The sequence below is a fragment of the Kibdelosporangium banguiense genome (assembly GCF_017876405.1).
GTDB classification, from domain to species: Bacteria; Actinomycetota; Actinomycetes; order Mycobacteriales; family Pseudonocardiaceae; genus Kibdelosporangium; species Kibdelosporangium banguiense.
On the sequence record NZ_JAGINW010000001.1, the window covers coordinates 6790534 to 6817055 of the forward strand.

A 26522-nucleotide genomic window follows, 5' to 3' on the forward strand; every position below is an offset into this window, starting at 1 on the left:
TCCTCAGCTCACCGCGGTGGCCACTTCACCGCGGTGAGCGTCGGCCGTGGCCGGTTTCGAACGGCTGCGCATGCCGGGGATGAATGCCGCGATCAAGACTGCGAGCAGAGCGGTTCCACTGCCGAGTCCCATGATCAGGCGGAAACCGTCATGTGACGGGACTTTGGCGGGTCCGAACGAGATGGTCAGGTGGGCGAGGATCACGCCCGCGACTGCACTGGACACGGATGTGCCGATCGCCCGCATCAGGGTGTTGAGGCTGTTGGCCGCAGCGGTCTCGGAGACAGGAACGGCCGACATGATGAGCGCGGGCATTGCGCCGTAAGCGAATCCGATGCCTGCACCGATCAGTGCGGACACGATCACAAGCTGCCAGACGGCCGACATCAGCACGACGCCGAGGCCGTAGCCGATGGCGACGATGAGGGCGCCGAGCATGAGCGTCACCTTGGGACCGCGGGCTCGCGAGACGCGTGCGGACAGCGGCGCCGTCGCCATCATCACCAGGCCGGACGGCACGAGTACGAGGCCCGTTGCCAGCAGGCTCTGGCCCAAGCCGTAACCGGTGGCCGTGGGCAACTGGAGGATCTGAGGCAGCACAAGGGACATCGCGAACATGGCGAACGCGAACACAATGGACGTGAGGTTGGTCAGCAGGACCTGACGGCGTGCGGTGGTTCGCAGGTCGACCAGCGGCTGTGCCGTGCGCAGTTCCCACCAGCCCCACAGCAGGAGCACGACCACAGCGGCACCGAACAAGCCCAGAGTGCGCCCGCTGGTCCACTCCCAGTCGGCGCCCTTGGAGATGGCCAGCAGCAAGCAGACCAGCGCCACCGACAGTCCCAAGGCGCCCACCATGTCGAAACGCCCGCCACTGCGTACAGCGGATTCCGGCACGCAGGCCACCACGAGACCGGTGACTACCACGCCGAGAATCGCCGCGATCCAGAACAGCAGGTGCCAGTCGGCCCGCTCGGCCAGCAACGCCGCCGCCGGAAGGCCAAGCGCGCCACCGACTCCCAGCGAGGCGCTCATCACCGCGGTTGCCGAGCCGAGCCGTTCGGCCGGCAGTTCGTCACGCATGATGCTGATACCCAGGGGAATCACGCCGGCCGCGAGGCCCTGCAGCGCGCGTCCGATCACCATGGGCGGGAGTGTGTCGCTGAACGCGGCGATGACCGAGCCGGTGACCAGCAGGCCCAGGCTGATCAGGAGCATCCGGCGTTTTCCGTACATATCTCCTAATCGGCCCACGACGGGCGTCGCGACGGCGCTGGCGAGCAGCGTGGCGGTGATCACCCAGGTGGTGTCGCCCGGCGAGGAGCCAAGCAGTGCGGGCAGTTTCGGGATCAGCGGGATGACCAGGGTCTGCATCAGCGAGACCACGATTCCGCCGAAGGCCAGCACCATCACGATGACGTTCGGGCGCGGCGTGTCGGTGTTCGTCACACCGACAAGATTAAGTCAGTTGATTGACTTACTCTAGAACCGTGGGCAAACTTCCCACTAGAGGAACGTCACAACCAAGGAGCTTCCAGTGACCCAAGGTGGCCTGTTGCGTTACCCGATCCCTGCTGATGCCGCGCTGGAACCGCCTGCGCAATGGGCTGAACTGCGTCAGCAGTGCCCGGTCGCCCGGGTGACGCTGGCGAGCGGGGACGAGGCGACGCTTGTCACCCGCTACGACGATGTCAAGCAGATCCTCTCCGACCCGCGGTTCACCAGGCCCACGGCGTCGGACAACGCGGCCCGTGTCGCGGACGTCGAGTCCGGTGGGGTGTTCAACAGTGAGATGGCCTCTGTGCTGCCGCAGCACGGTGAAGCGCACCTGAAGTGGCGGCGGAGCATCGGCAAGTGGTTCACCGCCAAGCGGATGAACGCGCTGCGGCCGGGGATCGAGGCCATGGCCGAGCAGCTCATCGACGACATGGTCAAGCAGGGCGCGCCCGCGGATCTCAAGGCGAACCTGGGTTTCCCGCTGCCGGTCTGGGTCATCTGCGACATGCTCGGTGTCCCCGACGCCGACCGTGACCGCTTCTCCCGCTGGTCGGACATGTTGCTCAGCATGACCCGCTACACCCAGGAGGAGATGACCGCCGCGCAGATGGAGTTCGGCCAGTACATGGCCGGGCACATCGCGGCCAGGCGGGCCGAGCCGGGCGACGACCTGCTCAGCGCGTTGATCGCGGAGACCGACGTCAACGGCGAGCCGATGTCCGACATCACGCTGATCGCCACCGGGATGGGCCTGCTGATCGCCGGGCACGAGACCACCGCCAACATGATCGCGAAGATGGTGGCGATGCTGCTGTCGGACCGGCAGCGCTGGGAGGAGTTGCTGGCCAACCCCGCGCTGGTGCGTACCGCTGTCGAGGAGACGCTCCGGCTGGACGCCAACTCGGGCTTCGGCATGATGCGCTACTTCACCGAGGACGTCGAGATCGCGGGGACCGTTCTGCCCGGCGGCACCACCGCGGTGTGCAGCATGGCCGCGGCCAACCGTGACGAGAACGCGTTCGAGAACGCCGCGGAGATGGATCTGAGCCGCAGCCCGAACCCGCACCTGGCTTTCGGCGCCGGCGCGCACGCGTGCATCGGTCAGCCGCTGGCCCGCACCGAACTTCAGGCAGTGCTCGATGTGCTGCTGCGCAAGCTGCCCACGCTTGAGCTCGCGGTGACTGTGGACGATCTGCACCGGGTCGAGGGACTCGTGGTGGGTGGTCTGCAGGAACTGCCTGTGCGGTGGTGATGAGATGAGCCAGACCGCCGGCAATGAGGCCGGCCGGACGCTGCGAGCCGAGCGGGCGCACGCCACCCGTGAACTGATATTGAACGCGGCCGAGCAGCTGTTCGCCGAGCACGGCATGCTGGCGGTGTCCAACCGTCAGGTCAGCGAGGCCGCCGGACAAGGCAACAACACGGCCGTCGGCTACCACTTCGGCACCAAGGCCGATCTGGTGCGGGCGATCGTGCGCAGGCACAACACGCCGATCGAGGAGATCCGCGTGCGGATGCTCGCCGAGCTCGGCGACAGCGCGGACGTCCGGGACTGGATCGCCTGCCTGGTGCACCCCGTGGCCGAACACCTGGCCCAGGTGGGCAGTCCGACCTGGTTCGCTCGGTTCGGAGCACAGGTCACCACCGAGCCTTCGTTCCGCACGATCATCATCGAGCAGTCGCAGTCCTCGCCGTCACTGCGGCGAATCGTGGCCGGGCTCAACCGGTGCCTGCCCGACCTGCCCGCCGAAGTCCTCGCCGAGCGCAACGAGATGGCACGCCACCTGCTCGTCCAGGTGGTCGCCGATCGGGAACGCGCGCTCGCCGACGGCAGTCCCACCCCAAGAGCCAGCTGGCACGACACAGCGACAGGGCTGATCGACGCGCTCGTCGGACTCTGGCTGGCACCTGTCACTCCATCCGTCCACACAGGGGAAAAATCATGAACATCACTGTTGACCAAGACAAGTGCTGCGGCGCGGGGACCTGCGTTTTGCTGGCACCGGACGTGTTCGACCAGCGTGACGAGGACGGCATCGTCGTCCTGCTCGACGAGAAGCCGCCCGCGGAGCTGCACGACATCGTCCGCGAGGCCGCCAGCGTGTGCCCGGGGGTGGCGATCTCGCTGAGCGAGAACGCGTGACCACACCGGGCGAAGTGCTCGTCGTCGGAGCCTCGGCAGCGGGCCTGGCAACCGTGGAAGCCCTTCGTCGCAAGGGCTTCCAGGGGAGCGTGACTGTGCTCGGTGCCGAGTTGCGCATGCCGTACGACCGGCCTCCACTGTCCAAACAGGTCCTGTCCGGAACATGGGAGCCTGAGCGGGCCCAGCTCCGCCAGCCGGCGCATCTGTCCACACTGGATGCGGAGTTCGTTCTCGGCGAAGCGGCCGTGGGACTGGACGCCGCGGAACGTGCCGTCCACACGGTTTCCGGACGCGTGCTGACCGCGGAAGCCATCGTGGTGGCCACCGGATTGCGGCCTCGCACGCTTCCGGGTCAAGCTGGTATGGCAGGCGTCCACGTGCTGCGCACGCTTGACGACGCCTTGGCGCTGCGGGTCAATCTGTTGTCCTGCTCACGGGTTGTGGTCGTCGGTGATGGCGTGCTTGGCGCCGAGATCGCCGCGACCGCTTGCGAAATGGGCGTATCGGTCACCATGGCCGGCCCGCAGCCGGCGCCGTTGGCGATGCAGTTCGGTGACCTGGCCGCGGGCATGCTCGCGGAGTTGCACACTGAACGTGGGGTCGATCTCAAGCTGGGTGCCGCGGTCACCGGACTCGTTGAGCGGCACGGTAGGGTCGCCGGGGTGCAGCTGGACAACGGCGAAGTACTTCCGGCTGACGTCGTGGTGGTGGCGTTCGGCGCCGCGCCGGTGACCGGCTGGCTTGAGAACAGCGGGCTGGAGCTGGCCAACGGCGTAGTGTGCGACTCGCGATGCCGCGCCGCGGACGGTATCTACGCCGCCGGTGACGTCGCCCGCTGGCACCACGAAACACTGAACACGGTGCTACGCCTGGAAAACCGGACCAACGCCGTCGACCAGGCGGTTGCCGTCGCGGGCAACATCCTGGGCGAGGACCGGCCGTACACCCCGGTCCCGTACTTCTGGACCGACCAGTTCAACGCCAAGATCCACGTCCACGGCATGCTGTCCCCGGACGCCGATGTGACCATTGTGGACGGCGACGCGGCGGATCGTCGTTTTGTCGCCCAGTACCGCAAGGACGGCAAGGTTACCGGCGTGCTGGGCTGGAACATGCCCAAACAAGCGCGACAGCACCGGCAAGCGGTTGTCGATGCCTCGGTACTCGTGGGAGGAAAGTCATGACCCAGACGCCGGTGTTCCCGGCCGCGAGGGCGGCGGGCTGCCCGTTCGACCCACCGCCGGACATCCAGGCACTGCAGGAGAAAACCCCGCTCGCCCGCGTCAAGCTGTGGGATGACAGCACGCCCTGGCTGGTGACCCGCTATGCCGACCAGAAGGCGCTGCTGAGCGACTCCCGGGTGAGCGCCGACGTGACCCGCGACGGTTATCCGAGCCCGGCGCCGATCAAGAGCGCGTCCATCAGCTTCATCCTGATGGACGATCCCGAGCACGCCCGCCTGCGCCGGATGGTGACGGCACCGTTCATGATCAAGCGGGTGGCGGCCATGCGGCCGGCGATCCAGAAGATCGTGGACGACCTGATCGACGAGATGCTGGCCGGCCCGAAACCGGTGGACCTGGTTGAGGCGTTCGCCCTGCCAGTGCCCTCACTGGTGATCTGCGAACTGCTCGGCGTGCCCTACTCCGATCACGATTTCTTCCAGGACAACAGCAGCATCCTCATCAACCGCGACGCCGACCCGGACGACCGGGCGGCGGCGGCCGGCCGCCTGTTCGGATACCTGGACAAGCTGCTCGGCGAGAAGCTCGAGAATCCCGGTGACGACCTGCTCTCCGGTCTGACCGAGCGGGTCAAGAAGGGCGAACTCACCCGGCCGGAGGCCGCCCAGATGGGCGTCCTGATGCTGATCGCCGGGCACGAGACCACCGCGAACATGATCGCGCTCGGCACCCTGGCACTGCTGGAACATCCCGATCAGCTGGCCGCCCTGCGGGAGACGACCGACGATGGGTTGATCGCCAGCGCGGTCGAGGAACTGTTGCGCTACCTGCACATCACGCACAACGGCCGCCGTCGCGTCGCCACCGAGGACATCGAGATCGCCGGTCACACCATCCGGGCCGGTGAGGGGATCATCCTCGCCAACGACATCGCCAACCGGGATCCGGCCGCGTTCCCGGATCCCGACCGGCTCGACATCCACCGCAATGCCCGCCACCACGTGGCATTCGGCTTCGGCGTCCACCAATGCCTCGGCCAGCCCCTGGCCCGGCTGGAACTGCAGATCGTCTACGGCACGCTCTACCGCCGCATCCCGACTCTGCGACTGGCCGCGGACGTCAACGACATTCCGTTCAAGCACGACGGCTCGGTCTACGGGGTATACGAGCTCCCCGTGACCTGGTGACACGCTAACGGGGGCGATCCGCGTGCGCGCGGCCTTCTGCGGCACGCGGATCGCCATCGCTACGATTGCGCGGTGATCGGCTCGGCTGAGCGTGGACTGCTTCGGCAGGGGATGCGTTACGCCCTGGCGTTGCGTGTCGTTCTGGTGGCCCTGTCCAGCCTGGCTTCCCTTGTCCTGCTGTCGGCGCCGAACCAGGTGGTCACGGTCGGCGTCGTGCTCGGGCTCAATCTGTGGAACGCCTGCTACGTCTACCTTCGGTTGCATCGCACAGGCCGGTTCTGGCCCGTGCTTCTTGATGTCGCCGTGTTGTGTGGCGTCTGTCTGAGCCAGGTCTGGACGGTTACGTCTGATCCGCGAAGCGGTGGCACTTGGGTGCTCATCGCGATGGCGATCACCTTGATCACGTATCCGTGGCTGGTCGGTGGGTGGGCGCTGGCCGGGATCACCGTTCTCGTCGTGGCTGTGCATTACCTCGGGACGTGGCTGGCAGACCCGGGCGGCTGGCTGGTCAGCGAAGCGGTCGTGGTGTGGACGCTGGCCGAGGCCTTGTTGTCGTGGGGCCTCTATCGGTTCGTGCGACGCAGTGCCCGAGCGGCGGATCGCGCGGTCGAGCGCGAGGAGAAGCTCCGTCGTGAGGCCGCTGTGGCTACTGCGCGGCGTGCTGACGAGCGGGAATACCTGGCCGCGTTGCATGACACGGCGTCGGCCACGTTGCTGATGGTCGGAACTGGGGTGGTCCCCGGACGTGAGGGATGGCTCGCCGGTCAGGCCGCGCGGGATCTTCGTGAGATCGGTGGTGCCGACGCCGAACACACCGCCGAGGTGGATCTGCTTGAGCTGTTACACGAGGTCGCCGGGCACACCTCACTGCGGATCTCCTGGAACGTGGCGAAGTCCGTGCGATTACCCGCGGTGGACGCGGTATTGCTCAGCCGGGGCGTGCGCGAGGCGCTGACCAACATCGTCCGGCACGCTGACACCGACCAGGCCGAGATCCGCCTGCACTGCGGCAGTGACCAGGTCACAGTCGAGATTTCCGATGGTGGCAAGGGATTCGACCCCGGGCAGATCCCTGATCACCGCTACGGCGTGACTCGGTCGTTGGTGGAACGGATGACCCGCGCCGGAGGCAGTGCGGAGATCGTCAGCAGCCCCGGCATGGGCACCACTGTCCGGATGACCTGCCCGCTGCGGCGCCCAGAAGCGGATGACGGCGACGCGAAGATGATCGGCACCTCGTTCCAGCGGGGCCTGCGTTGGGGCGTCGTCGTGATGAGCCTGGCGATCCTGCTGTTCCTCGATCTGCAGCGGCTGCTGTCGAACCAGGCCACCGCCTATCGGGCTGTGTGGCCCCAGTACGTCACCTGGGGCGGTCTGCTCGCCGTGACCCTCGTTGTCGCCGTCGCAACATGGCGGAACAGGCCCCTTGGCAGGTGGCGGTGGGTACTGCTGGTGCTGGTGTTCGCGTTGTCCGTGCTGGGAACCGTGTCCATGCGGCCGGAATACCTGATCGGGCCCGCGCACTGGTCGGAAGGCGACGCCGGCTGGCAGGTAGTGCTGCTCATGATGGACACCAGGGTGGGCCTGTTCGCCGTCGTCCTCGCGGCTCAGTACCTGATGACGTTCGGGATGGCCGCGTTCGCGGGGCAGGCAGCCTTGTCGGTCGCGGGCGTGGTGAACGCGACTTGGGCCGTGCTCACCTATCAGCTGGCGATCGCCATGATCGCGGCCGTCCTGCGCGGGCTCGCGGTCAGTTCCGCGAAGGTGGCGCGTGCCGAGGAACAATTACGCACCGCGGAAGCGGTTGCCCAGCAACTTCACCAGGACCGTAAGCAGCGGTACGCCGCATTGGCGGAGACAGCGGTACCGCTGTTGCAGGGCTTGGCCTCGGGCGAACTGGACCCGGCGGAGGAATCGGTACAACGTTCGTGTGCGGTGGAAGCGGCCAGGATGCGACGCCTCTTCGCGGAAAGCACGGCAGTGGCCGACCCGTTGCTGCACGAACTGCGGGCGTGTATCGAGACAGCCGAACGACTTGGCGTACCCGTCGCGTTCGCCGAGCGCGGCACCCGGCCCAAGCTCCCGGCCCACGTCCGCAGGCGGCTGACCGAGCCCACCATCGCGGTCCTGGCCGGAGCACGGGGCAAAGCCCGGGTGACCGTCACCGGCACCGAGCAGAACGTCACGGTCAGCGTCCTGGCCGCGTGCGCACCAGTCGCGTCCATTCCGGACGGTGACGGAGTCAGCATCTCCACAGTGCGCAACGGAGACCGCTGGTGGATCCAGGCGACCTGGGGCGAGGACTGACGTTCAGTGGTCGGTGACTTTGCCGTTCGCCACTTCGATGTGGCGGTTGGTCGACACGGCGTCGAGCATGCGGCGGTCGTGGGTTACCAGGAGCAGAGTCCCGTTGTAGGTCGCCAACGCGGATTCCAGCTGTTCGATCGCGGGCAGGTCCAGGTGGTTGGTGGGCTCGTCCAGCACGAGCAGGTTCACGCCCTTGGCCTGCAACAAGGCCAACGCCGCCCGGGTCCGTTCGCCAGGGGAGAGGGTTCGTGTGGGGCGGGTCACGTGCGCTGCCTTCAGGCCGAACTTCGCCAGCAGCGTCCGGACGTCGGCCGGGGCCCAGTCGGGGATGGCCGCGTTGAAGGCGTCCAGGAGCAGGTCGTCGCCGTCGAACAGGCCGCGTGCCTGGTCGACCTCGCCGACGACGACTCCCGGGCCGAGGGTGCTGGTCCCGGCGTCGAGCTGGGCGCGGCCGAGCAGGGTGGCCAGCAGTGTCGACTTGCCTGAGCCGTTGGCGCCGGTGATCGCGACCCGGTCGGCCCAGTCGATCTGCAGGTTCACCGGGCCCAGGGTGAACGAGCCACGGCGCACGACGGCGTGGTGCAAGGTGGCGACGACCGCGCCCGCCCGGGGTGCGGCGGCGATCGTCATCCGCAGTTCCCATTCCTTGCGCGGCTCTTCGACCACGTCGAGCCGTTCGATCAGCCGCTCGGTCTGGCGGACCTTGGAAGCCTGCTTTTCGGTGGCCTCGCTGCGGAACTTGCGGCCGATCTTGTCGTTGTCAGTCGCTTTGCGCCGGGCGTTTTTCACGCCTTTGTCCATCCAGGACCGCTGTGAATTCGCACGCGCCTCCAACGAAGCCACTGTGTTGGCATATTCGTCGTACTGCTGGCGCGCGTGCCGCCGGGCGACCTCCCGTTCAGCCAGGTAGGCCGTGTATCCACCACCGTAACTGCGGATCTGCTGTTGGGCGAGGTCCAGCTCGACGACCCTGGTGACGGTCCGGGTGAGGAATTCCCTGTCGTGGCTGACCAGGACTGTGCCCGCGCGCAGTTCGGTGACGAACTTCTCCAGCCGTTCCAGGCCGTCCAGGTCAAGATCGTTGGTCGGCTCGTCGAGCAGGAAGATGTCGTAACGGCTCAGCAGCAACGAAGCCATCCCGACTCGCGCCGCCTGCCCGCCGGACAACGCGGTCATCGGCTGGTCCAGGCTCACCGCCAGACCGAGCTCCACGACCACGTCCTCGGTGCGTTCCTCCAGGTCCGCGCCGCCGAGCGCCAGCCAGCGCTCCAAACTGTCGGCGTACACGTCGTCCGCGCCCGGCTTGTCACTGCCCAGTGCCTCCGCGGCCGCGTCCATCAGGCTCTGGGCCTGCGCGACTCCCGTCCGCCGGGCCAGGAACGCCCGCACAGTCTCCCCTGGGCGGCGTTCCGGCTCCTGCGGCAGGTGCCCGACGTTCGCCGACGCCGGACTGAGCCGGATCGAGCCCTGCTCAGCCGGGACCAACCCGGCCAGCGTGCGCAGCAGCGTCGACTTGCCGGCGCCGTTGACCCCCACCAGCCCGACCACGTCGCCCGGTGCGACCACCAGGTCGAGCCCGGAGAACAGAACACGATCGCCGTGGCCGGCGGCAAGATCCTTGGCAACAAGTGTGGCGCCCATCAGGCACGATTATGCCTGCTGGGCCCCGGTGCCCGGCGCGAGGCACCCGGAAGGCGGCACTTCGGGCGAACCGAAAACATGTGTCACCCCTTTGGGTGCACCGGAGTTGGCGGTCGTAACGACAGTCGCGGAAATGTCGAACGATGACGTGAAGGCGATCCTCCGGTGCGATTGGCAGGTATTCTTTTGCGAAACCCCATCAAGGGATCGATTGTTGTCGTATTTGCCGCCATGGCCGCGGCGGGCTGTGGTCGAAGTGCGGTTCCGGCCAGTACGACAGTTCCGGCGTCGGGGTCTGCCGCCGAGACTGTCGAGAGCACATCCGTCCGGCAGGTGACGCCGGATCCCGAGCCGGTGGCGCCCACAGCCGAGTCGTCCCGGCTGTGGGCGATGCCGAACCTGGTGGGCAGCAACCTGCAGAAAGCGCAGGACCAGATTCAGAAACTGACCGGCAATCCGGTTTTTATCACCCGTTCGCACGACGCCACCGGCAAGAAACGCAACCAGGTGGTCGATTCCCACTGGAAAGTCTGCTCGCAGAACATCGCGCCCGGCAGCCAGATCAGCACGCAGTCGAATATCGACTTCGGCGCGGTGAAGAACGAGGAAACCTGCCCTTGAGTCACCCCGTACGGCAGACCGTCCCATTCAGGGTGAACGCGGCAGGCAGGATGTTCGGGCCGGAGTAGCCGCCGACAAAACCGGCGTTGACGGTCGCGTTCGGCTCGATCGTGCGGTTGCCGTCGGCGTTGACGACCTTGACCCCGGTGGCGGACTGGGTCCACGTGCCGTTCCAGCCACTGGACACCTGCTGAAGGCCGGTGGGCCAGGTGAAGTCCAGTGTCCAGCCGGTGATCGGCGCGGTGCCGGTGTTGGTGATGTCGATGCCGCCGACAAAACCGCTGCCCCAGTCGGTCACAGTGGACAGACGGACCGTGCACGTGCTGTTCGCCGGGCTCCCGGTGGTGATTGTCAGCGGGGGAGAGGCCCAGGACACGGCGCCGCTCACATCGCGTGCCACCACGTTGACGGTGTATCTGCTGCCAGGCGTGAGGTTTCCGACGGTGAGCGACGTGCCCGGCGTCTCGCCCCACTGCTCGCTGATGGTGCCGAGCTGGCGGTACACCTCGTATTTGGCGATGGCCCGGTTGCCCGGTGTGGCCGCGGGCCAGGTGATGGTCGCCGTCCGGTCGGTGACTGCGCTCGTGGCCGGCTGGCCGGGCATTCCTGGCAGGCCAACGGGAACAGCGGCCGGGTGCAGCACAAGCGTGGTCAACGAGTAAGGCGGCAGCGTCTGGCTTGTCGGAGTGCCGCCTGTTGTGCTTGCGATCGTCGTTGCGCCATTGGTGAATGTGTGCACCTGGGGCGCGGACGCGGCGGGTGAGTATCCGGCGTAGTCGATGGTGACCGTGCGGGCATTGTCCGGGTCCTTGTTGACCAGCAGGACGGCCAGATCTCCGTTCGGCCTACGCGCGGCATGGGCGCCGACCAGAGGTTCGTTGGTACCGGCCCGGATGAACTGATCGCCGGGACGCGCGAACATACTCAGCATCTTCACGGCATGGTAGGGCGCGAAGGGTGTGTTCAACGCCGGTTCGCAAGTGCCGTCCGGCAAACAGCCCGCGGACGACAGCAGGCCGAAGTCGTCGAAGTCCGGATAACCGGCGACGGTGGAGGCTTTGGTCGGTCCGTTGTGGACGTTCCACCAGTCGACGGTGAAGACACCGTTCTCCAGCAGCGCGGTGTACGCCTCAGCCGCGAACAGGGCGCCCGGCTGGGTGTTGCGGCCGACCGAGGTGTTCAGTTCGGTCATCGCGACGCCGATCCGGTCGGCGTTCGGTCCGGCGTACTGGGTGATCTGCTTGCGTACCAGGTACATCATGTCGGCGACCTGGTCGGGTTTGGCGAAGGTCTCCGGTGCCGACGACCCGCCGGGATACCAGTGCACGATGGCGAAGTCCATGTACGGCCCGGCGATCGACAGCACAGTCTGGTTCCAGGCCGCCGGATCGCCCGCGGCGACGACGGCGTCCGGCCAGTTCGCGGGCGTGGTCAGCACGGCGCCGACCTTGATGGCCGGATCGACGGCCTTCATCGCCTTGATGAAGGCCACGGCCTCGGTGGCGTACCCGGTCGGGCTCTTGTCGGGGTGGTTGTCGGCTTCCCAAGCGGAGCCGTAGTGCCCGTTGCCGTACAGCTCGTTGCCGATTTCCCAGTATTTCGCGCCGTATCCCTTGGTGATGTTGGCGTAACGCACCCAGTCGGCGGCCTCTTGCGGCGAGCCGGTGCCATAGTTGGCGATGATCATCGGCTGCGCTCCGGCACGCCGTACGCCGCCCATGAAGGTGTCGAAGTCGGTGTTGGGCGCGACGTACCCGCCCGGTGCCGTGTGGTCTTTCCAGTGGTAGATGTCGCCGTAGGAACCGCCTGGGTAGCGCATCATCTTCACCCCGGCGCCGCTCATCAGGTCCGACACCGCGTCGGTCCCGAGCTGGCTGTCCCAGATCGCGTGGTTCACGCCGAGCCCGGTCTCCGGCATGGTGGCCAGCCCCGCCCGGGCGTTCACCGTGACGGTCACATCTGCCGCCGCCATGGCGGTGTTCGTCGCCGCGGGCAGCGTGCTGACCAGCAGAAACGCAGCGGCCGTCAAGACGGCACGGCGGACAGATCGAGCTCTCATGAAAGACCACGTCCTCATCCGTCGGGGGGACGAGCGAGCGGGACGCCAGATTCTGGGAGCGCTCCCAGAATCTGAGCCAACCATCGACCGGCCCGGAAGTCAAGACCCGGTAGATCGTCTACAAAGGACGATTGTTGAGCGTGCGGCTGATGCCCCGGGCTGACGTCTTGACGAGGGGAGCCAACGCGGAGGGCTGGGCGCTGTCGGCCCGCACGACGAGCGACACTGCCGCGACGACATCGCCACGAGGGCCGAGGATGGGCGCTGCCACCGAGAGCGCGTCGACGGTGACCTGGCCGTCGCTGACGGCGTATCCGTCGCGTCGGGTGGCGGCCAGCATCTGGCGTAGCCGGACAGGGCTGGTGACGGTTTTCGGGCTGTAGCCGTGCAACGGTGTGGTGAGGATTTCTTCCTGTATCTCAGCCGGCGCGTGTGCCAGCAGGACAAGGCCGACGCCGGTGGCGTGCAGTGCGAAACGTCCGCCGACGCGGGTCAGGACCGGGACGGCGTTGCGGCCGGCGATGCGTTCGACATAGACGACTTCGAGTCCTTCACGGACGGCCAGCTGCACGTTCTCGTGGGTGACCTCGTAGAGGTCCTCCAGGAACGGCATGGCGGCCTCGCGCAGGCCCAGTCCGCGAGGTGCGAGGGAGGCGACTTCCCACAGGCGCAGTCCGATGTGGAACCGGCCGTCCGGGTTTCGTTCCAACGCACCCCACTGGACGAGTTCCATGGCCCGCCGGTGCGCCGTGGGCAGCGTCAGCCCGGCGATCCGGGCGAGTTCGCTGAGGGTGAGTTCCGGCGATTCCGAGGAGAAGGCGGCCAGCAGCGCGAGCACCTTGCTGGTGACCGAGCGGCCGCCTACAGCTCCAGGACCAGCCTGGGCCCCTGAGACCGGGACACGCAGATCATCATCGTGTCGCATGCCGCCCTCTCCTCCTCGGTGAGCAGGGAATCCCGGTGGTCAGGAGTCCCGTCGAGAACCACGGCCTCGCAGGTGCCGCACGTTCCCTCCCGGCAGGACGAGAGTACGGCTATCCCGGCCTCCTCGATGGTCTCCAAGATCGATTTTCCGGCGGGGATCCGCAAGGTGCGGCCCGACTGGGTGAGCTCGACCTCGAAGGCGGTGCGTTCGCCGGTGTCGGCGACCGGCGTGAACCGTTCGACGTGCAGGTGCTCCCGCGGCCAGAGCTGCTCGACGGCGGTGAGCAGCGGTTCCGGCCCGCAGCAGTAGACCGGGGTGCCGGGCTCGGCGTCCTTGAGGAAGGAGGGCAGATCCAGCAGGCCGGTCTCGTCCTGCGGACAGATGATCACCCGGTCGCCGTAACTGTCACGCAGTTGCTCGGCGAAGGCCATGGCGGTCCTCGTGCGGCCGCCGTACAACAGCTGCCATTCCACGCCACGTTCGTGCGCGGCGGCGAGCATGGGGACAAGGGGAGTGATGCCGATGCCACCGGCGATGAACCGGTAGCGCGGAACGTCGACCAACGGGAAGTTGTTGCGCGGACCGCGAATCCGGACCGAGTCACCGTCGGCGAACTGCTCGTGTACGTACCGGGAGCCCCCGCGGCTGTTGGGTTCGTTGAGGACGGCGACATGCATCGCCGAGCGGTCGGCCGGGTCGCCGCACAGTGAGTACTGCCGGACCATGCCGTCGGGCAGGATCACGTCGATGTGCGCACCCGGTTCCCATGTGGGCAGTGGTTCACCGCCGGGGTGGCGCAGCGTCAGGCGGGCCACCCCGGCAGCGATGATCTCCTTGCGTTCCAGCAGGACATCGAACTCCGTCATTTCCGCCTACTCACGCGTTCGCGCTGACAGGGACACGCACAGGTGGTGCCGGGACGGCCTGGTGGCCGACCGGGTGGGCCAGCAGCCAGTCCCACAGCTGCACCGGGTCCTCGGACTCGTGCTCCGCGCCGCAATGGCAGACCCCGACCAGTACGTCCGTACCCAGCTTCCAGTGGATACGGTGCACAGAGGCGCCGCGGAGCATCGCGACCCGCTCGCTCATACCTGTGCCTCGGCCGGGGTGCCGGCGGCCATCTTGGCGAGAATGCGACGCGCCGCCAGGCCGCCGGTGTCGATGTTGATCGACAGCTCCTGGTAGCCCTCGGGCTCGGCCTGGATCACCTGTTCCAGGATGTCCAGCGCGGTGACGTCCTGCAGGACCACAGTCCGGTTGCTCTCCCGCAGGAAGTCCGACACCTCCTGGTCCTCAAGGGCGAAATCCCTTGCCACAGCCCAGAAGTCGTGCGTGCTGTGCTCGGTCTCCGGGGTGATGGCGTAGACCACCTCGACGTGGAAGCCGTCCGGGTCCGAACCGTCCTCATTGGGCAGCACGCCGACCGGGGCGACCCGGCTGTGCAGCAGGTACAGGCACGGCGGGTGGTACTCGATGTCCTGCCAGCGCACGATCCGGCCCTGGATGCCGGTCGAGTTGGCGTAGAACGGCGGGCACGCGGCGTCGGCCATGTGCCGGCTGACATAGATGATCTTCTTGTCCTCGTCGACCTCGGTCGTGATCGGAGTCCCGGCCACCTCGGGCGACCCGATGTAACCGCCATGCAGGTACGTCTCATGCGAGAGGTCCAGCAGGTTGTCCACCAGCAGTTCGTAGCGCGCGGCCAGCGGTTCCATCCCGCACACCGTGGTGTACGCCGGATCGGTCAGCCACGGCGCCCGCGGAATGAGCGACTCGTCTGCGCGGTCGCGGTCACCGATCCATACCCACACAAAGGAATCGCGTTCGACAACCGGGTAGGACGCGACTCGCGCGGTGCGAGGAATCCGTGTCTGGCCGGGGACGGACACACACGTGCCGGTGGTGTCGTAGGTGAAGCCGTGGTAACCGCAGACGATCGTGTCGCCTTCACGCCTGCTCTCCGACAACGGATAACGCCGGTGCACACAGCGATCGGCCAGCGCCACGACAGCACCCGCCTCGCTGCGGAAGAACACCAGGGGCTCACTCAGGATCGTCCGGGCGAACAGGTCCTGCCCGATCTCATGGCTGTATGCGGCGACATACCACTGGTTGCGTACGAACGTCATGATGCGGATGCCTCCGAGGTGGTGGGGAAAGGCTGCGCTGGGGAAAACGATCGGTCAGCGCGTACACCCGGAGAAAGGCTGTTTTCAACAGTTGAAAGACGACTTCGCTACTGGGCCAGCACGGAGATGCCGTCGAGAAGGCGGTCGAGCGCGAACTCGAACCGGCTGTCCAGATCGGGCGCGGTGAGGTCACCGGCGAGCGCGACGGTGTGCGGGAACTCCTCGGCATCAAGCGCGGCCATCCTGCTTCCCAGATCGTCCAAATAGGATCGTGCGGACTGTCCGGCGGCCACCGAGGCGGACAGCGGCGCCTGCTCACCGCCGACGAATCCCGAAATGAACGTTGTCAGCAAGAACAAGGCATACGAGGCATCACGGCCGGAAAATCCGGCGCCACGCAACACTCCAAGCATCGTTTCGACGCTGCGGAGCTGACCTGGCCCTGTGGAAAAACGCCCCAGCAGCAGCCGCGCCGAGTCGCGGTAGGCAAGCATGTGCCGCCGCATCGCGCGCATCATCGCGGCGAGGCTGCCGCGCCAGTCCTGGGGATCCACGTGCGTCGAGAGGTCGTACGCCGCGGCGATCGCGTCGGCGATGAGGTCGAGAAGCTCCTCCTTGTCACGCACGTGCCAGTACAGCGACGCGGCCCGCACGCCGATCCGATCGGCGACCCGGCTCATGGTGAGCCCGTCCAGCCCTTCGGCCTGCAGGGTGGCGAGCCCGGCGGCAACGATCACGTCGGCCTGCAGCTTCGGTTCGGCCGCCGGCGGGCGACCTCGGCGCGGAGGCATGCGACCCCTTGTCATCGTGGCTGGTGCGGTCGTAATCTAACGCGTGTAGATTAATCTAACGACATTAGATTTACTGTGGGGAGCAGTGATGGGTGCACCAGCCTGGTACGTCACCAGCGCGATCGGTCAGCTGGCGGCTCACGAGGACAAGATCGCCCTGGCATACCGTGGCGAGACTCGGACATACCGCGAGCTGTTGTCGGACGTCTACCGGACGGCACGAGCCTTGGAGCGCCAAGGCCTGGGCCGAGGTGACGGCATAGTGCTTGTTGCCGGAAACCGCCCTGAAGCGTTTGCCGTCCGGCTCGCGGCGTACCTGCTCGGGCTGCGCTTCACGTCAGTGATCCCAGACGCGGACAGCCTGCAGTACATCGTGGCCGACGCGCAGGCCAAGGCGACGATCACGGAGTCATCGCTCGACGGCCTGATGGACGCAGATGAGCATCCCTTGCAAGTGCGGGCTCAGGAGGGCGACATCGCCCGGATTCAGTACACCGGGGGCACAACAGGCCGGCCCAAAGGAGTCCCGAGCACCTACGCGCAACTGGGCGCGTCGACGCGTGCCTGGGCCGGTGCTTCGGCCGAAATGCCAGAAGGAATGCGGTTCCTGCTTGCCACGCCGTTCGCGCACGGTTCGGGCGATGCCGCGTTGAACATGCTGCGATTCGGTGCGACTGTGGAAATCCTGGACGGCTTCGACCCCGCGGAACTCGTGGCCGCCGTCGAACGGGCCACGGCGGCCATCACGTACCTGTATCCGTCGTGGCTGTATCGCTTGCTTGATCACGCGGACGCCGTCGGAGCGGACCTCAGTCCGTTGAAGTTCGTCAGCTACGGCAGTGCCCCGATTACTCCCACCCGGCTACGACAGGCACTGGCCCGGTTCGGGCCGAACCTCGTACAGACCTACGCGACTACCGAAGCGCCCGCCATCGCGATGTTGACCATGGCCGACCACGCGGCCGGGCTCACCGATCGCCCTGAACTGCTGAGCTCGGTCGGTCGTCCGCTTCCTGGTGTCACCGTCACGATCAAGCGCGAGGACGGCACAGTGGCGCCGACAGGTGAGGTCGGCGAGGTGTGCGTGCAAAGCCCCTCGGCGATGGCCGGTTACTGGAACGGCACTGCCCTGGGCGAGGTGCACACCGGTGACCTCGGCCGGGTCGATGCCGACGGTTACCTCTACCTGGTGGGCCGGTTGAAAGACATGATCATCGTCGATGGTCACAACCACTACGCCGGTCCGATCGAGGACGTGCTGACCAGGCATCCGGCGGTTCGCGAGGCAGCAGTCGTCGGCATTCCGGACGAGCGCACAGGCGAGGCCGTCCACGCTTTTGTCGTTCTCCGCTCGTCGTGCTCCATCGACGAGTTACATGCCAGTGCCGGGGCCGTTTCCATGACCATCAGCGTGGTCACCGAGCTTCCGATGACTCCGCTGGGCAAACCCGACAAGAACGCGCTTCGTCACCGCGCCAGCCAGGCGGTTTCCGGCGGCAGGGCCAGGCCTTGACGGCTGGCCTCGGTGATGGCGGTGCTGAACGCCGTGGCCGCTGGGGACAACGGCCGCTGCGGGATTCGGACAACGGCGATCCGGCGCTCGGCGCGGGGAGTTCCCAGCGGACGGTGTGCCAATCCGGCGAACTTGGTCAGGGGAAGCACCAGGCCCGGCACGGCCGACACACCCAGCCCGGCGGCGACCAGTCCCGCGACAGCGCTGATGTTGCGGGCCTCGATGGTGTTCCTGGGCTGGCTCCCGGACTCCGCGAACGCCAGATCGAGGTGCTGGCGGATGCTTGTCGTACGGTCGAAGGCGATGAACGCCTCACCGGCGAGATCCGCCCAAGCCACCTCGTCGGCCTGCTCGAAGGCGTGCCCCAGCGGGAAAACACAGCAGAACCGGTCGGTGGCCACCGCGGTGACGTCCAGATCGTCGATCGGGTCGGTGGCCGCCGAGACGACCGTGACCGCGAAGTCCACGACACCCGCCCGGACCCGGTCGAGTACCTCGGTCGCGAGCGCGTCCTCTATGGACAGCTCGACCTCGGGATGTGCTTTCTGGTAGACGGATACGACCGCAGGCAACAGGATCGCCGCCAGCGACGGCAGGGTGGCCACCCGGACCCGGCCGCGCTGACCGTCCAGGAAACCCGCGAAATGCCGGAGGTTCGCGTCGAAGGTCGCGAGCGTCGAGCGGGCGATCGCCACGAATTCACGCCCCTCGGCGGTGGGTTCGAGCCGCCGGGTGGTGCGTTTGAACAGCGCGACACCCAGCCTGCGCTCCACCTCCAGGACTGACCGGCTGAGCGACGACTGGGCGTGCAGCAGTGCCTCGGCCGCCGCGGTGAAGCTGCCGGCGTCGTGCACCGCGACGATCACCCGTAACTGCTGGACGGTCAGATCCATGCGCATGACTCATCAATCTATCGAATACTGATGCTTGATCGCGATAGCCATTCGCCGGAAGGTGGGGTGCACTCAAAGGAGGTCGACGATGCTCGCCGTGAGTGGCTTCATCACCATCGCGCTGTTCCTGGCGGCCGTGCTGTCCAAACGGGTCTCCGTGCTGATCGCGCTGACCGCGCTGCCGGTCGTGGTGGCGCTGGTGACCGGCTTCGGCGGCCGGCTGGGCCCGCTGATCGGCGACGGCCTGGTCAAAGTCGCCCCGGTGGCCATCATGATCACGTTCGCCGTCCTGTACTTCAGCCTGATGGTCGACGCGCGCCTGTTCGATCCCGCGGTGACGCGGGTGTTGCGCTGGGCCAAAGGCGATCCGCTCAAGATCACGGTCGGCACGGCGGTGCTCACGCTGCTGGTCGCGTTGGACGGCGACGGCGCCTCGACGTTCCTGATCACGGTTTCGGCGTTGCTGCCGATCTACCGCAAGCTGGGCATGCGCCCGCTGGTGCTCGCCGGGGTGGTCTGTCTTGGCGCGGGTGTGATGAACATGGTGCCGTGGGGCGGGCCGACCGCGCGGGCGATGGCGGCGCTGAAACTAGGCAGTTCCGACGTGTTCGTGCCCGCCATTCCCGCGATGGCGGCTGGAATCGTGTGGGTGCTCGTCGCGGCGTACCTGATTGGACGGTCCGAGCGCAAGCGGCTCGGAGTGGTGGAGCTGGAAGTCGCCGAGCCGGAGTCACGTACCCGGATCGAGAGCATCCGTTTCTGGTTCAACGTGGTGTTCACGCTCGCGCTCGTTGTGGTGCTGCTCGCGCAGCTGGCCAAGCTCGAGGTCGTCTTCGTTGTCGCGTTCGTCGTCGCGGTGATCGTCAACCGTCCGAAGTGGAGCCAGCAGCAGGAGTTGTTCGAACGGCACGGCAACAACGTCGTCCTGGTCACCACGATGATCTTCGCGGCCGGGGTGTTCACCGGGATCCTCGGTGGCACCGGCATGATCGGGGCGATGGCCCGCAGTCTGGCCGGCGTCATCCCGGACGGCGCGGGCGGGATCCTGCCGGTCGTGGTGGCGATCACGAGCATGCCGCTGAGTCTCGTGTTCACCCCGGACGCCTACTACTTCGGTGTGCTGCCAGTGCTCGCCGAGACGTCGGCGTCGTTCGGCGGAAGCGCGGCCGAGGTCGGCACCGCCGCGATCCTCGGCCAGATGACCACCGGATTCCCGTTGAGCCCGCTGACCGCGTCGACGTTCATCCTGGTCGGGATGAGCGGGGTCGAGCTCGGCGCGCACCAGCGGTTCATCTTCAAATGGGCGTTCGGCACGACCATCGTGATGACGGTCGTCGCGCTGGCCACAGGCGCGATCTCGTTCTAGTGCAGGGAGGAAAGAGTGCGGACCAGCAGGATCGGCTGTGGAGCGGGGTTCTCGGGCGACCGGATCGAGCCGGCCGAGGACTTACTGCGCCGCGGCGGGCTCGCCGATCTGGTGCTGGAGTGCCTGGGGGAACGCACGATCGCGCTCGCCCACCAGCGTCGGCTCGCCGATCCGGGCACCGGCTACGACCGCAGGCTGCCGTCCCGGTTCGAGCGTCTGCTGCCGCTGGCCGTTGACCACGGCGTGCGGGTTCTGACCAATATGGGCGCGGCAAATCCACTGGCTGCCGGTCGCGTCACCAGGGCGTTGCTGGATCGGATCGGCTCGTCGGCCAAGGTCGGGGTGGTCACCGGGGACGACGTGCTCGCCGAACTCGATCTGGACGCACTGGCTTGGGAAACCGGCCTCCCGTTGCGTGCGCACGGCGAGATCGTCTCGGCCAACGCGTACCTGGGCGCGGACGCGATCTGGCCGGTGCTGGAGGCGGACGCGGACGTCGTCATCACCGGGCGGGTCGCCGACCCCTCGCTGTTCCTCGCACCGCTCGCGCACCGGCTGGGCTGGGATCTCGACGATGCTCAGGCCGCCGCCGCGGGCACCCTCGTCGGGCACCTGCTGGAGTGCGCCGGGCAGCTCACCGGCGGCTACTTCGCAGATCCCGGCTACCAGGACGTACCCGGCCTGGCGGATCTTGGCTTTCCGTTCGCCGACGTGGCCGCGGACGGGTCGGCGGAACTCGGGAAGCTGCCCGATACCGGCGGTTTGCTGTCGCGTGCGACCGTGCGGGAGCAGTTGCTGTACGAGATCACCGATCCGGCCGCTTACCGGACGCCTGACGTGCTGCTCGACGTGCGTGGGGTCACTGTCGACGAGCATCCCGGGGGAGTGCGGGTCGCTGGTGCGCTCGGCAAACCGAGGCCGGACGAGCTCAAGGTGAGCGTCGGCTACCGGGCGGGGGAGAAGGTCGAGGCCGAGATCTCCTACGTGGGCCCGAACGCGGCTCGGCGTGCCGCGCTTGCCGGTGAGATCGTCAGCGCCCGGCTCGCCGGTGTGCCGATGCGTGCAGAGGTTCGCGGCGGCGAGACCGACTCCCGGCTCCGGGTGGCCGCGATCAGCCGGGACAGCGAGTTGCTCACGCGGGTCGGCGATGAGGTCGAATCGTTGTACACCAACGGTCCTGCCGGTGGCGGCGGGGTCAGGGTGCACATCGGTGAGGTGATCGGGATCGTTTCGGCGCTGATCCCCCGGGAGCGGGTGCGTCCCGCCGTCACGCTGTTGGAGGCCGGACATGCCGTTGCTCCATGAGATCGCCCACTGCCGGGCCGGGGACAAAGGGAATGTGGCCACGCTGTCAGTGTTTCCCTACGACGACCGGATGTATCCGTTGCTGCTGCGCGAGGTCACCGCACAACGAGTCCGTGAGCACTTGGCGGAGTTCGTTGCCGGAGACGTGATACGTCACGAACTGCCGAACCTGTCGGCGCTGCACTTCGTGTGCCACCAGGTGGTCGACGGTGGCGTGACGACATCGCTCGCGCTGGACACACACGGCAAATCGCTGAGCTCCCGGCTGCTTTCGTTGCCTATCGACGGGACTGGGCGAAAAGCCAGTCGATGACCACGTCGTTCTCGTAGGTCTGGGCCCACGCGAGGTGCGGGTTCACCGGCGTCGTCCCAGGCGAGTAGCTGGTGAACAGCACGTGGCTGCCCTTCGCCCGGGCTTCGCGCAGCAGTGCCCGCGACCGCGCCTCGAACTCCGCTTCCGGCAGGTTGTTGGCCCATTCGCCGCGGGTCACCTTCGCGCCGGCGGCCTCCAGGGCGTTCATCAGCGTCCACGTGCCCGGCTTGCCGAACCGGCCCTCCTTGTAGGGCACGACCTGGTCGTCGATCGAATGGTCCGCCCACAAGGGGATGTGGGTGATCTTGTCTATTGTGGATGGATCGCCCCAGCCCGCGGTCGGGATGGCCGCGGCGAACTTGCCGGGGTGCTTGGGCAGCAGGTTGAGGATGCCGCGGCCGCCGGACGACAGGCCGACAAGGTAGATCCGGTCGGTGTCGACGGGGTACTTCGCGATGAACGTGTCGATGAGTCCGACGGTGGCTGCCTGGACGCGTGCGTCGGTCCAGTCGGTGCCATCAGGCCCTTCCATCGGGCGCGGCAACGGAACCTGTGGCGCCAGCACGAACGCCGGGTGCCTGCGCTGACGGTCCGGTTTGGCGAACGTGACCGCGATCCGGTTGCCCGTCAGCTGGGTCATGTTGTTGTCGGCGACCTCGCCACCGCCGTGCAGCGTGATGACAAGCGGATACCGGCCGGGGCCGGTGGGCTCATACAACCGGAAGTCGATCTCGAAGCCGGTGGAATCGGTGAACGAGCCCGCGCAGAAGTCGTCGACCACGGGGTTGATCATGCCGTCGTTGCGGATCGCGAACGGGCTCGCGGGCAGCTCCGGCAGGTCTGTCACCTGCCGGATCGCATACGCCCGATCGAGCGGAAGCGGGTCGGCGCCCGCGGCACGGGCGTTGGCGTCACGCGGATCCAACTCGATGATCAGATACTCGCCCGGACGGCCGCGATCGGAAACCTCGGCCGCGGTGTTCGTATAGGCCCGGGTCACGGTCCGGGACGCGGTCTCCCGGTTGATGGTCGCGGCGACCTGGAAAGCCGACGACGGGATTTGCCCACCGCGCAAGTCGATGCGGTGGGCGTACCGGATGGCGACCGCGATCACGCGCCAGTTGTCGCTCGGCATCACCGCGGTGATGAGATCGGCTCGGACGACCCGGTTGCGGCCGGATCGCTCTTCTTGCGTCGCGGCAACGGTTACCGTGCCGGCAACCGGCGTGGCGACCGCTCCTGCGGCCAGGGAGAGCGCTGCGCGTCTGCTGATCCGGCTCATGAGCCCTCGTCTCGTCGTCGAGCGTGGTTCATCATGAGTGTGTCGGCGCGCGCTGTCCCCGGTCCACCATCAATGTCCGATGCATTGATGCGTCAGGAGCATTGATCAGGAGGCGAATCTGAGGACCGGCTTGATCGTGTCGCCGGACGTCACATCGCTTACCGCTTGGGCGATCTCCTCGAACTTGTAGTGCCTGATCAGTTTCCGGACCGGCAGCCGGCCGCGGGCGACGAGGCTGACCAGTTCCGGCACAAGAGTCTGGGTCTCCGCGTCGCCGAGCGTGAGCCCGGTGACGCGACGGCCGGACAGCATGAAGTTGACGTCGATCGGCACCTGTGTGCCGAACGCGGGAGCGCCGACGATCACAGCGGTGCCACGCGCGGCGAGGCTGGATATGGCCGCGCCCAGCACATCGACGTTTCCGGTGGTCTCGATGACGCCGTCGGCTCCGCGGTCGTGCGTCAACCGGCTGATCTCGCTCTGGAAGTCGGTGTCGCTGGTGTCGATCGTGTGCGTCGCGCCGAGTTCACGAGCGAGCGCCAACCGTGAGGCGACACGGTCGACGACGATGATTCGTCCCACAGGAGTCATCGCCGCGGCCATGACAGCGGACAGGCCGACTGCGCCCGCGCCGGTGATGAGCAGTGTGGAGCCCGGTCGTGGTTCGAGCACGTTCCACACCGCACCGACGCCCGTCACCACGCCGCAGCCGAGGGGCGCCAGATCCTCCAGCGGAGCGTCGGCGTCCACCCGGACAACACTTCGTTCGTCGGCGATGGCGTGCCGTGCGAAGCTGGACTGGCCGAAGAAATGGCCGCCGATGTTCTGCCCGTCGCGTGAGATGGGGGACGTGCCGTCCAGGCGTGCGCCGCCGATCAGGTTGGCAGGAACCCAGGTCTCGCAGTACGCGGGGTGTCCTTCGTGGCAGTTTTCGCAACGGCCGCAAGAGGTGTAGCTGAGCAGGACGTGATCGCCCGGCTGGACGCGGGTGACCGCGGCGCCGACCGCCTCGATGACGCCCGCGCCCTCATGGCCGAGGACGCCCGGCAGCGGGAAAGGTAAGCCGCCGCTGGCAATGGTCAGGTCGGTGTGGCATATCCCGGCCGCGACCATGCGGACGAGGACCTCGTCGGCGCGTGGTTCGGCCAGTTCGACCTCGGTCAGGGCGAATCCGGATCCGGCTGTCTCGACGACGGCCGCGGCAGTGGTTGTGGTCATGGCGCCTCAGTCCTCAGGCAAGGGAGATGACGACGGATTTGGTTCTGGTGTAGGCGTCGAGCGCCTCGGGGCCGTACTCGCGGCCGTGACCGGACTGCTTCACGCCGCCGAACGGGATCGCCGGGTCGAGCATCGCCCAGTCGTTCACCCAGACGATGCCTGCGTGCAGACGAGCGGCCACTCCGTGCGCGCGGGCGACATTCTCGGTCTGCAACCCTGCTGCGAGGCCGTATGGCGTGCTGTTGGCCAATGCGATGGCTTCTTCCTCGTCCCGGAACGACTGGACGGTCAGGACAGGTCCGAAGATTTCCTCTTGTATCACGCGAGAATCCGCGGGCAGGCCGGCGAGTACGGTGGGCTGCAGGTAGAAACCGGGCGAATCGAGCCGCTCGCCACCGGCGACCACCCTGGCGCCTTCGGCACGGGCGAGCGCGATGTACTCCTGCGCTTTGGCGAGGTGCCGTTCGCCGGCCATTGGACCGACCACTGTGGACTCGTCGAACGGGTCGCCGACGGGGACGCCGGGGACTGCCTGGGCGAGGATGCCGAGAACGGTGTCGTACAACGGTTCCGCGACCAGCAGGCGTGGGCCGGCCATGCAGAACTGGCCGGAGTTGAAGACGAACGCCTTGATCGTCGCGCCGATCGCTTTGTCGAGGTCGGCGTCCTCGAAGATGATGTGGGCGGCGTTGCCGCCGAGTTCGAGCGTGATCGGCTTGAGCGACTCGCCCGCGACCTGAGCGGCGTACCTGCCGACCTTGGTGGACCCGGTGAAGGCGATCTTGTCCACGCCGGGGTGGCGCAGCAGGGCGTCCCCGGCCACCGCGCCGCTGCCGGTCACCACGTTGATCACGCCTGCCGGGACGCCGGCCTCAGTGAGGATCTCGGCCATCAGCAGGGCGCTCAGCGGAGTGTCCTCGGCCGGTTTGTGCACAATCGCGTTGCCCGTCGCCAACGCCGGCGCGATCTTCGACGAGCTCAGGATGAGCGGGAAGTTGAATGGCGTGATCGCGCCGACCACACCAAGCGGCTCCCGCGCGGTATAGGCGTGCGAGGGAATCGGAATCTGACGCGTGGCCCCATCCAGCGACTGAGCCAAGGCCGAGTAGTACTCGTACTGCTCGGCGATGGTCTCCACATCCACTGCCCGGCACAGAGTCACGGGCTTGCCGACGTCCACACTCTCGGTCGCGACGAGCTCATCGGCCCGGCTGCGGATGAGATCGGCGACCCGGTGCAGAACACGAGCGCGTTCCCGGCCCGGAGTCCGAGCCCACGGCCCATCATCGAACGCGGCACGGGCGGCTGCGACGGCGTCATTCACATCGTCAGCCGTCGCCTCGGCGACAGTCGTCACCACATCGCCGGTGGACGGGTCGATCACGTCCCGGCGTTCCGCGCGTTCCCGCCACCGACCGGCTATGAACAGCCCGCCCGGGCCAAGCTCCGGTCTGACACGGTCATCCACAGTGGTCATGGCAGCTACCTCCGTTGGTGCGTGCGGCGGAGATTATCAGGATTCCTGTCAATTGACGAGACCCGTTTCCGGGGCCAGATCAAGTGGATCAACAGGCTTCCTGCCCTATAGTGCTGACCATGACCAACACCGACGCCGGGCGCCTGCTCAAGCAACGCCAGCAAGCCCGGCCGTCACTGCTCTACGCGATCAAGCAGGTCGAACTGGTGGTCCGCGCCCACCTCGACGACCTACTCAAACCTTCCGGCGTCACCGCGCTGCAATACACCGCCTTGACCGTGCTGCAGCGTCGCGAAGGACTCTCCTCGGCCGAGCTCGCCCGTAACTCCTTCGTCACGCCTCAGGCGATGGCCGATCTCGTTATGTCCCTGGAACGGCGTGGGCTGATCACTCGCGAACGCGATCCTGCCAACCGTCGGCGGCTGCTTCTTGGCCTGACCACTGCCGGTTACGACTTGCTGGCTTCTCATGAGCCGGCGATCCGGGCCTTGGAGGAGCAGATGCTGGGGGATCTGGATCTTGGTGAGCGGGAGGCTTTCGCCGACTTTCTCAATCGGTGTCGCGCTGCGCTGGCTGTTGAACCTCCTCAGTAGGGTGCTTCTCTCCCCCTGTGAGTGCGGCTCCTTTTCTTCTGAGAGATATGCCCTGCCGGGCGGGCAAACCTCCCTCAG

Annotated in this window: 24 protein-coding genes; 12 read left to right on the forward strand and 12 right to left on the reverse strand. The window is 67.2% G+C overall.

Translation table 11 applies throughout. The features are described from left to right. Nucleotides 1-3 precede the first annotated feature (3 nt). Nucleotides 4-1410, reverse strand: coding sequence for an MFS transporter (locus JOF56_RS31545; RefSeq protein WP_209648600.1), 1407 nt, complete (start codon nt 1408-1410; stop codon nt 4-6). Nucleotides 1411-1537: 127 nt separating this feature from the next. On the opposite strand from JOF56_RS31545, the gene JOF56_RS31550 reads away from it, so the two are divergent. The 6 genes from JOF56_RS31550 (at nt 1538) to JOF56_RS31575 (ending at nt 8318) form a co-directional block, all read left to right on the forward strand. After that, complete coding sequence (locus JOF56_RS31550; protein WP_209643100.1) at nt 1538-2749, forward strand: cytochrome P450; 1212 nt, start codon at nt 1538-1540, stop codon at nt 2747-2749. Nucleotides 2750-2753: 4 nt separating this feature from the next. Next, entirely contained in the window at nt 2754-3443 is a 690-nt protein-coding gene (locus JOF56_RS31555; RefSeq protein WP_209643101.1) for a TetR/AcrR family transcriptional regulator, read from the forward strand. After that, the gene (locus JOF56_RS31560) at nt 3440-3640 is read left to right on the forward strand and encodes a ferredoxin (protein ID WP_209643102.1); all 201 of its coding nucleotides are present in this window, start codon (nt 3440-3442) and stop codon (nt 3638-3640) included. Before JOF56_RS31555 ends, JOF56_RS31560 begins: the two co-directional genes overlap by 4 nt. Continuing rightward, nucleotides 3637-4824: an NAD(P)/FAD-dependent oxidoreductase gene (locus JOF56_RS31565; RefSeq protein ID WP_209643103.1), complete on the forward strand. Its 1188-nt coding sequence runs from the start codon at nt 3637-3639 to the stop codon at nt 4822-4824. The genes JOF56_RS31560 and JOF56_RS31565 overlap by 4 nt, the downstream gene beginning before the upstream one ends. Then, nucleotides 4821-6011, forward strand: a complete 1191-nt coding sequence (locus tag JOF56_RS31570; protein ID WP_209643104.1) for a cytochrome P450 — start codon at nt 4821-4823, stop codon at nt 6009-6011. The genes JOF56_RS31565 and JOF56_RS31570 overlap by 4 nt, the downstream gene beginning before the upstream one ends. Nucleotides 6012-6083: 72 nt before the next feature. Next, a complete protein-coding gene (locus tag JOF56_RS31575) occupies nt 6084-8318 on the forward strand; it encodes a sensor histidine kinase (RefSeq protein ID WP_209643105.1) in 2235 nt (744 codons plus the stop codon). Between the two features lie 3 nt (nt 8319-8321). On the opposite strand, the gene JOF56_RS31580 is transcribed toward JOF56_RS31575, so the two are convergent. Next, complete coding sequence (locus tag JOF56_RS31580; protein WP_209643106.1) at nt 8322-9959, reverse strand: ABC-F family ATP-binding cassette domain-containing protein; 1638 nt, start codon at nt 9957-9959, stop codon at nt 8322-8324. Nucleotides 9960-10124: 165 nt separating this feature from the next. On the opposite strand from JOF56_RS31580, the gene JOF56_RS31585 reads away from it, so the two are divergent. Then, entirely contained in the window at nt 10125-10580 is a 456-nt protein-coding gene (locus JOF56_RS31585; RefSeq protein ID WP_209643107.1) for a PASTA domain-containing protein, read from the forward strand. Between the two features lies 1 nt (nt 10581). On the opposite strand, the gene JOF56_RS31590 is transcribed toward JOF56_RS31585, so the two are convergent. The 6 genes from JOF56_RS31590 to JOF56_RS31615 form a co-directional block, all read right to left on the reverse strand. Beyond that, a complete protein-coding gene (locus tag JOF56_RS31590; RefSeq protein ID WP_245378475.1) occupies nt 10582-12639 on the reverse strand; it encodes a cellulose binding domain-containing protein in 2058 nt (685 codons plus the stop codon). Nucleotides 12640-12757: 118 nt separating this feature from the next. Beyond that, nucleotides 12758-13564 (reverse strand): IclR family transcriptional regulator, encoded by an 807-nt coding sequence (locus JOF56_RS31595; protein ID WP_209643108.1) that lies wholly within the window; start codon nt 13562-13564, stop codon nt 12758-12760. Beyond that, nucleotides 13501-14430: a PDR/VanB family oxidoreductase gene (locus JOF56_RS31600; RefSeq protein ID WP_209643109.1), complete on the reverse strand. Its 930-nt coding sequence runs from the start codon at nt 14428-14430 to the stop codon at nt 13501-13503. Before JOF56_RS31600 ends, JOF56_RS31595 begins: the two co-directional genes overlap by 64 nt. A 10-nt stretch (nt 14431-14440) precedes the next feature. After that, nucleotides 14441-14653: a hypothetical protein gene (locus JOF56_RS31605; protein WP_209643110.1), complete on the reverse strand. Its 213-nt coding sequence runs from the start codon at nt 14651-14653 to the stop codon at nt 14441-14443. After that, the gene (locus tag JOF56_RS31610) at nt 14650-15693 is read right to left on the reverse strand and encodes an aromatic ring-hydroxylating dioxygenase subunit alpha (protein ID WP_209643111.1); all 1044 of its coding nucleotides are present in this window, start codon (nt 15691-15693) and stop codon (nt 14650-14652) included. The genes JOF56_RS31605 and JOF56_RS31610 overlap by 4 nt, the downstream gene beginning before the upstream one ends. Before the next feature lie 107 nt (nt 15694-15800). Continuing rightward, entirely contained in the window at nt 15801-16484 is a 684-nt protein-coding gene (locus tag JOF56_RS31615; protein ID WP_209643112.1) for a TetR/AcrR family transcriptional regulator, read from the reverse strand. Nucleotides 16485-16572: 88 nt separating this feature from the next. Here JOF56_RS31615 and JOF56_RS31620 point away from each other — a divergent pair, with 88 nt between their 5' ends. Further along, nucleotides 16573-17997, forward strand: a complete 1425-nt coding sequence (locus JOF56_RS31620; protein ID WP_209643113.1) for an AMP-binding protein — start codon at nt 16573-16575, stop codon at nt 17995-17997. Here the strand turns inward: JOF56_RS31620 and JOF56_RS31625 are convergent. Next, nucleotides 17952-18896: a LysR family transcriptional regulator gene (locus JOF56_RS31625; protein WP_209643114.1), complete on the reverse strand. Its 945-nt coding sequence runs from the start codon at nt 18894-18896 to the stop codon at nt 17952-17954. The genes JOF56_RS31620 and JOF56_RS31625 overlap by 46 nt on opposite strands. 82 nt (nt 18897-18978) lie before the next feature. Here JOF56_RS31625 and JOF56_RS31630 point away from each other — a divergent pair, with 82 nt between their 5' ends. From JOF56_RS31630 to JOF56_RS31640, 3 genes are read left to right on the forward strand one after another with little or no spacing between them, the layout of a single operon-like run. Continuing rightward, nucleotides 18979-20256 carry a CitMHS family transporter gene (locus JOF56_RS31630; protein WP_209643115.1) on the forward strand — a complete coding sequence of 426 codons (1278 nt, stop codon included), beginning with the start codon at nt 18979-18981 and terminating at the stop codon, nt 20254-20256. Nucleotides 20257-20271: 15 nt separating this feature from the next. Further along, the gene (locus JOF56_RS31635) at nt 20272-21561 is read left to right on the forward strand and encodes an acyclic terpene utilization AtuA family protein (protein ID WP_209643116.1); all 1290 of its coding nucleotides are present in this window, start codon (nt 20272-20274) and stop codon (nt 21559-21561) included. Continuing rightward, a complete protein-coding gene (locus JOF56_RS31640) occupies nt 21545-21874 on the forward strand; it encodes an AtuA-related protein (RefSeq protein ID WP_209643117.1) in 330 nt (109 codons plus the stop codon). Before JOF56_RS31635 ends, JOF56_RS31640 begins: the two co-directional genes overlap by 17 nt. Here JOF56_RS31640 and JOF56_RS31645 read toward each other — a convergent pair. The 3 genes from JOF56_RS31645 to JOF56_RS31655 all read right to left on the reverse strand — a co-directional run bounded on the left by JOF56_RS31645 (nt 21840) and on the right by JOF56_RS31655 (nt 25851). Further along, nucleotides 21840-23156, reverse strand: a complete 1317-nt coding sequence (locus JOF56_RS31645) for a prolyl oligopeptidase family serine peptidase (protein WP_209643118.1) — start codon at nt 23154-23156, stop codon at nt 21840-21842. The genes JOF56_RS31640 and JOF56_RS31645 overlap by 35 nt on opposite strands. A 105-nt stretch (nt 23157-23261) precedes the next feature. Then, nucleotides 23262-24374 carry an NAD(P)-dependent alcohol dehydrogenase gene (locus JOF56_RS31650; RefSeq protein ID WP_209643119.1) on the reverse strand — a complete coding sequence of 371 codons (1113 nt, stop codon included), beginning with the start codon at nt 24372-24374 and terminating at the stop codon, nt 23262-23264. A gap of 13 nt (nt 24375-24387) precedes the next feature. Beyond that, a complete protein-coding gene (locus tag JOF56_RS31655; RefSeq protein ID WP_209643120.1) occupies nt 24388-25851 on the reverse strand; it encodes an aldehyde dehydrogenase family protein in 1464 nt (487 codons plus the stop codon). 119 nt (nt 25852-25970) lie between these two features. Between JOF56_RS31655 and JOF56_RS31660 the strand changes: the two genes are divergently transcribed. Beyond that, a complete protein-coding gene (locus tag JOF56_RS31660) occupies nt 25971-26444 on the forward strand; it encodes a MarR family winged helix-turn-helix transcriptional regulator (RefSeq protein ID WP_209643121.1) in 474 nt (157 codons plus the stop codon). Nucleotides 26445-26522 lie beyond the last annotated feature (78 nt).

What these genes read in the sequence shown, in the direction of transcription:
- JOF56_RS31660 (WP_209643121.1), top strand. Translation starts at nt 25,971, where the DNA reads ATGACCAACACCGACGCCGGGCGCCTGCTCAAGCAACGCCAGCAAGCC.
- JOF56_RS31555 (WP_209643101.1), top strand. Translation starts at nt 2,754, where the DNA reads ATGAGCCAGACCGCCGGCAATGAGGCCGGCCGGACGCTGCGAGCCGAG.
- JOF56_RS31630 (WP_209643115.1), top strand. Translation starts at nt 18,979, where the DNA reads ATGCTCGCCGTGAGTGGCTTCATCACCATCGCGCTGTTCCTGGCGGCC.
- JOF56_RS31625 (WP_209643114.1), bottom strand. Translation starts at nt 18,896, where the DNA reads ATGCGCATGGATCTGACCGTCCAGCAGTTACGGGTGATCGTCGCGGTG.
- JOF56_RS31645 (WP_209643118.1), bottom strand. Translation starts at nt 23,156, where the DNA reads ATGAGCCGGATCAGCAGACGCGCAGCGCTCTCCCTGGCCGCAGGAGCG.
- JOF56_RS31605 (WP_209643110.1), bottom strand. Translation starts at nt 14,653, where the DNA reads ATGAGCGAGCGGGTCGCGATGCTCCGCGGCGCCTCTGTGCACCGTATC.
- JOF56_RS31650 (WP_209643119.1), bottom strand. Translation starts at nt 24,374, where the DNA reads ATGACCACAACCACTGCCGCGGCCGTCGTCGAGACAGCCGGATCCGGA.
- JOF56_RS31595 (WP_209643108.1), bottom strand. Translation starts at nt 13,564, where the DNA reads ATGCGACACGATGATGATCTGCGTGTCCCGGTCTCAGGGGCCCAGGCT.
- JOF56_RS31640 (WP_209643117.1), top strand. Translation starts at nt 21,545, where the DNA reads ATGCCGTTGCTCCATGAGATCGCCCACTGCCGGGCCGGGGACAAAGGG.
- JOF56_RS31600 (WP_209643109.1), bottom strand. Translation starts at nt 14,430, where the DNA reads ATGACGGAGTTCGATGTCCTGCTGGAACGCAAGGAGATCATCGCTGCC.
- JOF56_RS31610 (WP_209643111.1), bottom strand. Translation starts at nt 15,693, where the DNA reads ATGACGTTCGTACGCAACCAGTGGTATGTCGCCGCATACAGCCATGAG.
- JOF56_RS31580 (WP_209643106.1), bottom strand. Translation starts at nt 9,959, where the DNA reads ATGGGCGCCACACTTGTTGCCAAGGATCTTGCCGCCGGCCACGGCGAT.
- JOF56_RS31570 (WP_209643104.1), top strand. Translation starts at nt 4,821, where the DNA reads ATGACCCAGACGCCGGTGTTCCCGGCCGCGAGGGCGGCGGGCTGCCCG.
- JOF56_RS31655 (WP_209643120.1), bottom strand. Translation starts at nt 25,851, where the DNA reads ATGACCACTGTGGATGACCGTGTCAGACCGGAGCTTGGCCCGGGCGGG.
- JOF56_RS31590 (WP_245378475.1), bottom strand. Translation starts at nt 12,639, where the DNA reads ATGAGAGCTCGATCTGTCCGCCGTGCCGTCTTGACGGCCGCTGCGTTT.
- JOF56_RS31620 (WP_209643113.1), top strand. Translation starts at nt 16,573, where the DNA reads ATGGGTGCACCAGCCTGGTACGTCACCAGCGCGATCGGTCAGCTGGCG.
- JOF56_RS31560 (WP_209643102.1), top strand. Translation starts at nt 3,440, where the DNA reads ATGAACATCACTGTTGACCAAGACAAGTGCTGCGGCGCGGGGACCTGC.
- JOF56_RS31545 (WP_209648600.1), bottom strand. Translation starts at nt 1,410, where the DNA reads ATGGTGCTGGCCTTCGGCGGAATCGTGGTCTCGCTGATGCAGACCCTG.
- JOF56_RS31615 (WP_209643112.1), bottom strand. Translation starts at nt 16,484, where the DNA reads ATGCCTCCGCGCCGAGGTCGCCCGCCGGCGGCCGAACCGAAGCTGCAG.